We start from the raw sequence: 9294 nt of genomic DNA, 5'->3' as shown, positions 1-9294 counted from the left end.
GGCGCTTCAAATCGAGAACAGGAGTGTTGAAGAGGGGATTTTTCTGCTCACGCAACGCGAGAAACTGCGCTTTCTCGCGGAGGGCCCGTTCGTCCGGTTTCGTGCCTCTTGACAGGATTCGTTCTTATGGTGCTTCCTCTGCGTGATACCGAATCCCGCAGTCCATTGTGCACCCAAACTTCTACTGCCGTCTCACACGGAAGGCACGGAGAGCACGGAGGAGAAACGGGTCATCTTGTCTTCTCCGTGTCCTCGGGGTGACGCCGAATCCGGGAAAACAACACCTTCATGCGTACAGAGGAACAGAGTCAGACAGAGGAACCAGGATGATCTCCTGGCTCGCTTTCTCTGTCTGACTCTGTTCCTCTGTACGATTATTCTTTTTCAGGATCTGGTCTGAGGATGAGACGGCCTGTGGGAAATGCACAATCGGGCCGAGAATCTGGTATGAAACCAATCTTTCAGGGTGTCGGGATTACGTCGGCGGATGGGCCTCGGAAGGGAGCGTCCAGCGCAGTTCCCACTCGCAGAAGGCGTCGCCCTCCAGCGAGCAGCGCACGTGGCGCACGGCGGGGGCAACGCCGCCGGCAAGCTCTATGGAGCGCAGCAAGCCGCCCGTCTGGCGGCGGCAGAAGGTGCGCTCACTGGGGTCGAAGCCCACCAGCCGCAGCACGGCGCGCCCCGCCTCCTCCTCCACCACCTCCATGTTCCCCGGCTGGTAGAACAGGCGAAACAGCGAAACGCGCTGCAGCAGGAACTCCGCGGGCGACTTCTTGAGCAGGATGCCGCGGTAGTGCTCGACCCCCGCGTTGCCGATGGAAAACCCGCCCGACCGCTCCGGCCAGTCCGGGTGCTCCCCGCCGATCTCCGCCTCCACCGCGTGCCACAGCGACAGCAGCAGCTCCAGCGGCACCTCGTCCGTCTGCGAGGCGGCCACGATGCGGGCGCGCTCCTCCGCCGGCACGCGCGCCAGCACCCGCTCGGTCCCGTCTTCGCCCACTAGGCTGCGGACGTAGGCCAGCGTGGAGCGGAGCGTGGAGCCCTTGGCCTGCTGCTGCGTGGCGATGGCGTTCATCTGGATCCGGTGGCGGAGGGTTCGGGGCCCACGACCAGCAGGTGCACGACCCGGCCTTCGTCGCGGTAGGTGCGGATGGTCACGGGGGCACGCTGCAGCCAGTCCGGCGCCGGGTTGTAGCCGCGCGGCCAGGGACGCCCGGTGGGGCCGTCCACCAGCAGCGCGCTGACCGTGTTGCCGTCGTCGTCGCCGTAGCCCAGGGCACCCACGTAGGGAAAGACCTCGATCTGGTGCGGGGTGATGGCGACGTCCACCGAATCGCCCTTCACGCGCATGACCGTGCCCGTGCGGGTGCCCGCCAGCGGGGGAAGCACGGCGACGGGCCCATACCACGCCTCCGCCCGCCGGTCGCGAAGGTGCGCCAGCGGCTCGCCGCGCACGCCGCCGCGGCGAAAGCTGTTCAGCAGCCGCCGGACGACGATGCGGCGCTGCAGGTCCTGCTCCAGGCGCCCGTCCCGGTACCGCATCCACTGGCCGGTGAAGTACATTCCCGCGCCGCGCCGCGGATCGCGAAGCTCCGTCCAGCGCGTGGACAGCAGCCAGCAGGTGCCCCCGCCCGCCGGGCGCACGAACGAGCCGTCCGGCGCGAAGTCGTCCACGCTCACCCGCAGCGGCGGGCGGGCGGGATCGGCGCCGTTGAAGATGGACAGGCGGTAGAAGCGGATCCCCAGGCCGTTGCTCATGTCCATCCACTCGGACACGATCAGCTCCGGCTTTCCGTCCGCGTCCAGGTCGCCGTGCATCGCCCGCAGCGACTCGGCCGATCCCGACAGGCTGTAGTCCGCCGGCCACTCGTGCACCGTCCGGCCGCCTGCCTCTACCCGCACCACGATCGTCGTGTCGCCCGTGCACGCGCAGACGCGGCGCCCATCGGGCATCGCGATGCAGTGCGCGCGGACGCAGCCGGGAAGGCTGGCGGCACGCGGCGTGTCCGCGACCGTAAGCGCGGGATTGCGCCCCGCGGTGCACGGCACGTCCGTGCGCCACGCCATGGATGCGGCGGCCGGCTGGGCCGAAGCAGGCGCGGCGGCGAGGACGATCGCGCAGGCGGCGAGGAACCACGGAACGCGGTGGATGGTCATCGATGTGCTCCTGCCTCATCCTGTGCCACGTGGCCCGCCCGGCGCCGGGTGGCGCCGAGGGCCACGAGCCCGCCCGTGAGTCCCAGGCAAACGAGAAGCAGCCACAGATCGTGCCTGCCCGCGATGGGCCCCGCGTGCATGCCCACGACCAGGCTGAGCAGCGTCCATGGAACGAAAACGGCCAGCGCCAGCACCAGCCGCCCGCCGGAGCGCGCGAACGACCACGGGCGCAGGATCGCCACGAGCAGCGCCGTCTCGATGGCGGAGCGCTGCAGAATGCGCGGCAGATCCCCCGGCCAGTTCATCCCGTACTGGCTGGCGGATGCGTCGAAGTTGGCCGGGCCGGCTGCGGTCAGCATCAGCAGCGCGGCCACCGGCCATACCAGCGCCACCGCGACGACCAGCGGGCGGACGGATCTTCGGGGATGGGACACGGCACGCGGGGAGTGGGAAGCGAGTGCCGGGGACGGATGGCCGCCGGCGCGCACCTCTTACGCTCCAACCGGGGCCGCGGGTTCCATCGCCGCCAGCGCGCGGCGGTCGGGCTTGCCGCTTCCCAGGCGCGGGATCTCGGGGAGGATGAAGACCGTCTTCGGCACCTTGTACCCCGCCAGCCGCGTGCGCGCGTGCGCCGCCACCTCCGCCTCCGTCAGCGGCGCGTCCGCGCGGGCGACGACGAAGGCGCGGCCCACCTCGCCCCACTTCTCGTCCGGCACGCCGACGACCACGGCCTCCGCCACGCCGGGGCAGTCGCAGAGCGCCGCCTCGACCTCCGCGGGAAACACGTTCTCTCCGCCCGAGATGTACATCTCCTTGCGCCGCCCGCAGATGCGGTACGCGCCGTCCGCGTCGCGCATCGCCAGGTCGCCGGTGCGCAGCCAGCCGTCCGCGGTGAACGCCGCCGCGGTCTGCTCAGGGTTCCGCAGGTAACCGGCGAACACCTGCGGCCCGCGCAGCAGCAGCTCGCCCGGCTGGCCGGCCGCCGCCTCGGAACCGTCCTCCGCCTCCAGCCGCATCTCCAGGAACGGCACCGGCCACCCAACGGACCCCGGCCGCCGCACCGCCTCGTCGTCGCTGATGGCGAAGCAGTTGGGGCCGCACTCCGTCAGTCCGTAGCCCTCGCGAAAGGTGTAGCCCGCCTCCCGCACCCGCGCCGCCAGGCTGGCCGGGCACGGCGCCCCGCCGGATACGAAGCGGCGCAGGCGCGGCAGGGGCCGGCCCCAGCGCGGGCTTTCCATCAGCATCATCAGCTGCGTGGGGACGGTCAGGGCGACGGTGCACCCCTCCTCCTCGAACGCGGCCAGGAACCCGTCCGCGTCGAACCCGTCCATCAGCACCACCGTGCCGCCGCGAATCCACAGCGGCGTGGCGAACACGTTCCATCCGCCCGTGTGGAACAGCGGCGTGCTTACCGGCGCCACGTCGTCCGCCGTCAGCTCCCACGCGGTGGTCGTGGCCACGGCGTTCCAGTGGATCTGCCGATGGGGAAGCACCGCGCCCTTGGGCCTCCCCGTGCTGCCGGAGGTGTAGAGGATGAGCAGCGGATCGTCCGCATCCACCTCCACGTCGTCCACCGTTTCGTAGCCGGCGGCCAGCAGGCGCGGCGCCTCGTCGTCCAGGTCGATCCAGATGGCGTCGGCGGAGGCGGCCTCGGCCTGCGCGCGAAATCGGAATTCGCCGATCAGCAGGTCGGGCCGCGCATCGGCCACGATCGGCGCCAGCTCGGCGGCGGACAGGCGCCAGTTGAGCGGCAGCAGCGCCGCGCCGATGCGTCCGCAGGCAAAGAACAGCTCCACCAGCTCGCGCCGGTTCCCCGCCAGCGCCGCCACGATCCCGCCCCGCCCGATGCCGCGGGCGCGCAGGACGCCGGCCCAGCGGTCCGCCGCCGCGTCCAGCTGTGCGTACGTCTGCCGCCCGCCCCGCGCGCGGTCCACCAGCGCCACCCGATCCGGGGCAATGCGGCGCCAGAAGCGCAGCGGGTCCGCGTGGCGGGGAAAGTGGAGCGGGTGCATCTACGGGCGCGGGTGCGAGAGGAAGAAGCGCAGCATCTCGCGGCTGGCGTCCGGGCCGCGCGGGTCGGTGTACGTGCCCTCGGGCGATCCGCCGGACCACGCGTGCCCCAGCCCCTGCACGATCCACAGCTCCGTCGCCGGGCCAAACCGGTCCTTCACCACGGTCAACCCGCCGATCTGCTCCTCGCTGCGCAGAAAGTCCTTGGCGCCGCCCGCCACCGCCCACTGCGACGCCAGGCGACGCCCGTTCTCCACGTTGACGACCGCGTCCGCGCCGCCGTGAAAGACGATCATCGGCAGCCAGTCGCGTCCGGAGGCCCGGAGAATGGCGCGCGCGGGCTCCACCAGGGCGTCGGGGTTCGCGGGACCGCTGCGCATGGCGGCGAGCGCCGCCGGCAGGTCGGTGGCGGTGCCGTACGCGGCGCCGCTGTGCACGCCCACGGCCGCGTACAGGTCGGGATGCGAGGCGGCGGTGTTGACGGCCATGATCCCCCCCGCGCTCACTCCGCCGATGAAGACGCGCGCCGGATCCACGGCGTAGCGCGCCATCACCTCGCGCGTGATCCCGGCGATGATGGCGGCCTCGCCCGATCCCGCGCGCTGGTTGGCGGCATCGTACCAGGTCCAGCACTTCTGCGGATGCAGCTGCGCCGTCTGCTCGGGGTAGACGACGATGGCCCCCGCCGACTCCGCCAGCGCGTTGAAGCGCGTGCCGCGGGCGAAGTCGTCGGGATCCTGCGTGCACCCGTGCAGCATCACCACCAGCGGCGGCGGGAACCACGTTTCGTAGCCGGCGGGGATGAACAGCCGGTAGCGCCGCGTTCCCTCCGGGCCGGTGTACGTGGCCCACTCGAAGGAGGATGCGGCGGATGCGGACGGCGCGGGCGCGGGTTCCGCGCTCCCCGCGGGTGCGCAGCCGCCGGCGGCGAGGGTGAATGCCATCGTCAGGTGCAGCAGCGTACGGGTGATGTGGTTCATCGGCTGGGTTTCAAGGGCGAATGAATTCGCTGCAACGACCACACGAATTCCGCCTTCGCGGAATGGAGGCCTTGTGCTGGGCCGCGAGACTCAGCCACGTGGCGGGCTCGGGCGGCGCCTCTCGAATAAGAATCAACGACTAACGATTCACCGACGACTGATGATGGACGATCGGAATATCGCGCAGTCCGCCTCCAGGAGCGAATGAATTCACCGCTGGAACATCGCGAAATCCGCCTTCGCGGATTGTAGCCGCCGGTTCCGTGCGCCGCCGGTCGACCACGAGAAGCGCGCCGGAGATTGTGCATTCGGACGATTGGGTGCGGCGCTCCCTCGGAATGACAGACCGTGCGGTGTCCGCGGTTGAAGCCCGCGCCGGCCGCCGGGCGAATGAATTCCCGGCTGGGAAACCGGGATGTCCGCCTTCGCGAATTGCGGCCGCCGGTTCCGCGCGTCTCCGGCCGACCACGAGAATTCCGACAGTAGATTCCTCGGTCGCGCGCCAGAGGTTGTGCATTCGGACGGTTGGATGCGGCGCTCCCTCGGAATGACAGATTGTGCGGTGTGTCTGCTGTTGAAGCCTCGCGCCGGCCGCCGGGCGAATGAATTCGCAGTTGGAAACGCAAGGTCCGCCTGCGCGAATTGCGGCCGCCGGTTCCGCGCGTCTCCGGCCGACCACGAGAATTCCGACAGTAGATTCCTCGGTCGCGCGCCGGAGGTTGTGCATTCGGACAGTTGGATGCGGCGCTCCCTCGGAATGACAGACCGTGCGGTGTCCGCGGTTGAAGCCCCGCGCCGGCCGCCGGGCGAATGAATTCGCGGCTGGGAAAACGCGATGTCCGCCTTCGCGGACGAGTGTTTCGCGATCTACTCAGCAGGCGCAGCCCCGCGCGGTTTGCGGGGCTTCCTGCCCTCCTGGCCGCGGGTTCACCCGCCCGGACGAAACCCGCCGCCGACACTCCCATCCGTATCATCAACGATCACAATCAATCCCGCTATTCCCTATTACCTATTACCTATTACCTATTCCCTATTCCCTTCCTGCTGTAACCTGTCCCCTATCCCCACACGGCGCCGGCGTGAACCCTCCACGCCGGCGCCGCGCGCCAGAACCCGCCTTACCGCGTCTGGTACTTCAGCCCCAGGAAGATCATCGTGCCGATCTCGGGCATGTTGATCATCTCCGTGTGCTTTTCGCCAAAGCCGCAGGAACGCTCCTCGTCGGTGGGCTCGGCGAACAGGGCGTCGGTGTCGGCGTAGGTAAAGCGGCCGCCGCAGGTGAACAGGTTGCTCACGCCCAGGCTGACCATGGTGTTGAAGCGGTCCAGCCGGTACCCCAGGTTGGCGTCCACCGTGCTGAACCCGGGGACGAAGCCGCGGTTGGCGCCCGAGCGGAAGTAGTACTCGTCCACGTGGCGCAGCGTAAGCCCGCCCGTCAGCCGGCCAAAGTCCTGGAAGCCGGCGCCCAGCGTCCACTTGAGCTCGGGCGAGTTGAGCGCGGTGCTCTCCTCGCGGCCCACCTCGACGTCCACGTCGCTGATCTCGATGAGCGACAGCGTGCCGCGCACGTTGATCCGCGGCGTGACCAGCACGTTGAGCCCCGCGTCGGTGCCCACCAGGTTGGCCTGCCCCAGGTTGTAGTAGGTCAGCGCCAGCGCGGGGCCGCCCGCCCCGTTGTTCAGCCGGTTGCCGTCGGCGTCGTACGCCCACACCGGGTTGTTGGCGCCCTGGCCGGCCAGCCCCAGGTTGGTGGGGTCGCCGATCACCGCCAGCGGGCTCATGAAGTTCTGGTACTCGCTACGGTAGTGGGCCACGTCCACGAACACGCGATCGCCGATGACGCCCTTGTAGCCCACCTCCCAGGTGGTGTTCTCTTCCGGCTCGAGCGGGTCGTACTGGCGCACCAGGGTGCCGTCGGGCTTCTTGACGGTAAAGCCGCGGGTGTTGCCGTAGATGACCGTGGCCGCGTTCCAGTCGGGGATGTGGAAGTTGGTCTGCAGGATGGTGGGCGACTTGAACGCGCGGTTGTACGTCACGCGGAAGTTGTGGCCCTGCGCCGGGCGCAGCACCACGCCCGCCTTGGGGCTGAACTGCGCGTCGTAGTTCTCGTGCGCGTCGTAGCGGCCCGCCAGCACCACGTCCATCCAGGGCATCACCGGCGCCGTGAGCTGGCCAAAGGCGCCGTACGTGGCGATGGAGATCTCGTCGCCCGTCAGCCGGTCCGAGAGCCACTGCTGGTCGCTGCTCACCCGGTCCTGGCGGTAGCTGCCGCCCAGCACCAGCGCGCTGTTCAGGAAGAAGGGCAGGCGCGAGTTGTACTGCAGCTCGCCCGCGTACATGCGCCCGTCGCTGGGCCAGTCGCTGGCCGCCACCAGCTCGTCGTCGCTCAGGCGGCTCTCGGCGGGGCGGGCCAGGTTGGGATAGTACGCCTGCGTGTAGCGGTTGGTGGCCCAGCTGTCGCCCGACTGGCTCTGCGCGCGGTACAGGTTGGCGAACCAGTGGCTGTTGCTGAAGCGCAGCTGCTGGAAGTTGTAGCCCCAGTTCCGCAGCTGGTTGCGGCCCACGTTGGTCTGGCCCACGCCGTCCGTCACGCTGGCGCCGCCGCTCAGCTCCAGCTTGCCGTCGCCGAAGTAGCGCACGATGGCGCCGGTGCCGCGCATCACGCTGGCGTTCCAGTCCAGCCCCGCGCGCCCCTCACGCCCCACCTCGGGCATGGCGGTGGCCGACGGCACGTCGGTTTCGCGGTATGCGCGGGCAAACGAGCCCACCAGGGTCAGGCGGTTGCTCCAGTCGTCCGCCTCCTGGTACTCGCCACTCACCTTGTACCCCCAGTTGCCGCTGAAGCCGGCGTAGCGGGCCTGCAGGTCGCGGTAGCTGCGGTTGCCGCCCGTCACCTCCACCGTCAGGCCCGGAAACTCGCGCGGGTCCTTGGTGGTCAGGCTGATGACGCCGCTGCTGGCGTCCGCGCCGTACAGCGCGGCGCCGGGCCCGACCAGCACCTCGATGCCGGCCAGGTCCACCTTGGGGGTGGCGGTGAACTGGCCCACGGGCAGGCCGTTCTCGGGAAGCACCATCACCCGCCCGTCCTCCACCATCAGCATGCGGTTGTTGAACGACGAGTTGAAGCCGCGGGCGTTGATCCCCACGCTCGTCATCCCCACCTGCACGAAGTCCAGCCCCTTCACCTCCTTGAGCGCCCCGGCGAAGGTGTTCCCGATGGTGGCGTCCAGCTCCGCCGTGCCAATGCGGGTGATGGTGGCCGGCGCCTCGGTCACGCGCTCGCTCTGGCGCGACGCGCTGACGACCATGGCGTCCAGCTCGAACGGCTTGTCCTCCAGCTGGATGGCGACCAGGCTTTCTTCGCCGGCGCGCACCGTCACTTGGCTGACGGTCTCGCGAAAGCCGATGTGCGACACCCGCAGCTGGTGCGGCCCCGCGGGCACCGCGCGCAGGGTAAAGACGCCCATCGGGTCGGTGGTGGTGCTGAGGCGGGTGCCGGACACGCTTACGCGCGCCCCCGCCAGCGCCTCGCCGTCGCGTCCGGCCACGGTGCCGCGGACGGAGCCGGACTGTGCGTGGGCCAGCGCGGGGCACAGGGCCACGCACAGCGCCAGCAGCAGGGTGCGCCAGCGGGGGCGCGGGATGGTGGTGCTCATGGAAGGATCTCCACGTTGGGGGACAGGGGTGCGCCCCGGGGGCGGGACGCACGGTTGGAGCTCTGCGCTGCGGTCTTTGTGAGAGGCGACCGCGTCCTCTGAGAAACTGAAAGTGCCTGGCGCCCAGTGTCCAATTGTGCCTGATGCCCGGTGCCGGGTCGAGCGTCCGTCCGGGAGGCCTGCTGTGTCGCGACCCGCGGGCGCCCCCTCCGCTCGCTTAGGCTCGCACCTCCCCCGAAACTGCCGGGGGAGGTTGAACTTCGACCTCGCACCCCAACCTTCGTCTCGCGCCACCCTCCCCCGCTGTTTGCGGGGGAGGCCGGGAGGGGGCGGCTCACCCTCCCGCGCCGGCCCTGCCGAAGCGCCCCACCGCCAGCCCCCGACCCCAACCTCCCCCAGCAGTTTTGGGGGAGGTGGGCGAGTCATGCGAGCCCGGAGGGGGCGCCCGCCCCTCGCGCCCAGCCCTGCCGAAGCGCCCCGCAGGCCCGTGC

At 70.1% G+C, this 9294-nt stretch carries 6 protein-coding genes; all 6 read right to left on the bottom strand.

Features of this window, described 5'->3' with window-relative positions; genetic code table 11:
- Positions 1 to 475: 475 nt before the first annotated feature.
- Entirely contained in the window at positions 476 to 1075 is a 600-nt protein-coding gene (locus VGC13_RS05275) for a hypothetical protein (RefSeq protein WP_331124170.1), read from the bottom strand.
- A complete protein-coding gene (locus VGC13_RS05270) occupies positions 1072 to 2157 on the bottom strand; it encodes a hypothetical protein (RefSeq protein WP_331124169.1) in 1086 nt (361 codons plus the stop codon). The genes VGC13_RS05275 and VGC13_RS05270 overlap by 4 nt, the downstream gene beginning before the upstream one ends.
- Entirely contained in the window at positions 2154 to 2591 is a 438-nt protein-coding gene (locus tag VGC13_RS05265; protein WP_331124168.1) for a hypothetical protein, read from the bottom strand. Before VGC13_RS05265 ends, VGC13_RS05270 begins: the two co-directional genes overlap by 4 nt.
- A gap of 57 nt (positions 2592 to 2648) precedes the next feature.
- Positions 2649 to 4169 carry a class I adenylate-forming enzyme family protein gene (locus VGC13_RS05260; protein ID WP_331124167.1) on the bottom strand — a complete coding sequence of 507 codons (1521 nt, stop codon included), beginning with the start codon at positions 4167 to 4169 and terminating at the stop codon, positions 2649 to 2651.
- The gene (locus VGC13_RS05255) at positions 4170 to 5147 is read right to left on the bottom strand and encodes a PHB depolymerase family esterase (RefSeq protein WP_331124166.1); all 978 of its coding nucleotides are present in this window, start codon (positions 5145 to 5147) and stop codon (positions 4170 to 4172) included. It abuts the gene before it with no gap.
- Positions 5148 to 6265: 1118 nt separating this feature from the next.
- Complete coding sequence (locus VGC13_RS05250; protein ID WP_331124165.1) at positions 6266 to 8803, bottom strand: TonB-dependent receptor; 2538 nt, start codon at positions 8801 to 8803, stop codon at positions 6266 to 6268.
- Positions 8804 to 9294: the final 491 nt, after the last annotated feature.

The sequence above is a fragment of the Longimicrobium sp. genome (assembly GCF_036399255.1).
Classification (GTDB): domain Bacteria; phylum Gemmatimonadota; class Gemmatimonadetes; order Longimicrobiales; family Longimicrobiaceae; genus Longimicrobium.
This window is presented reverse-complemented; position numbering and strand designations above follow the sequence as displayed.

Bases quoted from the DNA above. Each gene is read 5' to 3' on its own strand.
- VGC13_RS05275 (WP_331124170.1), bottom strand. From the start codon at position 1,075: ATGAACGCCATCGCCACGCAGCAGCAGGCCAAGGGCTCCACGCTCCGC.
- VGC13_RS05270 (WP_331124169.1), bottom strand. From the start codon at position 2,157: ATGACCATCCACCGCGTTCCGTGGTTCCTCGCCGCCTGCGCGATCGTC.
- VGC13_RS05260 (WP_331124167.1), bottom strand. From the start codon at position 4,169: ATGCACCCGCTCCACTTTCCCCGCCACGCGGACCCGCTGCGCTTCTGG.
- VGC13_RS05255 (WP_331124166.1), bottom strand. From the start codon at position 5,147: ATGAACCACATCACCCGTACGCTGCTGCACCTGACGATGGCATTCACC.
- VGC13_RS05250 (WP_331124165.1), bottom strand. From the start codon at position 8,803: ATGAGCACCACCATCCCGCGCCCCCGCTGGCGCACCCTGCTGCTGGCG.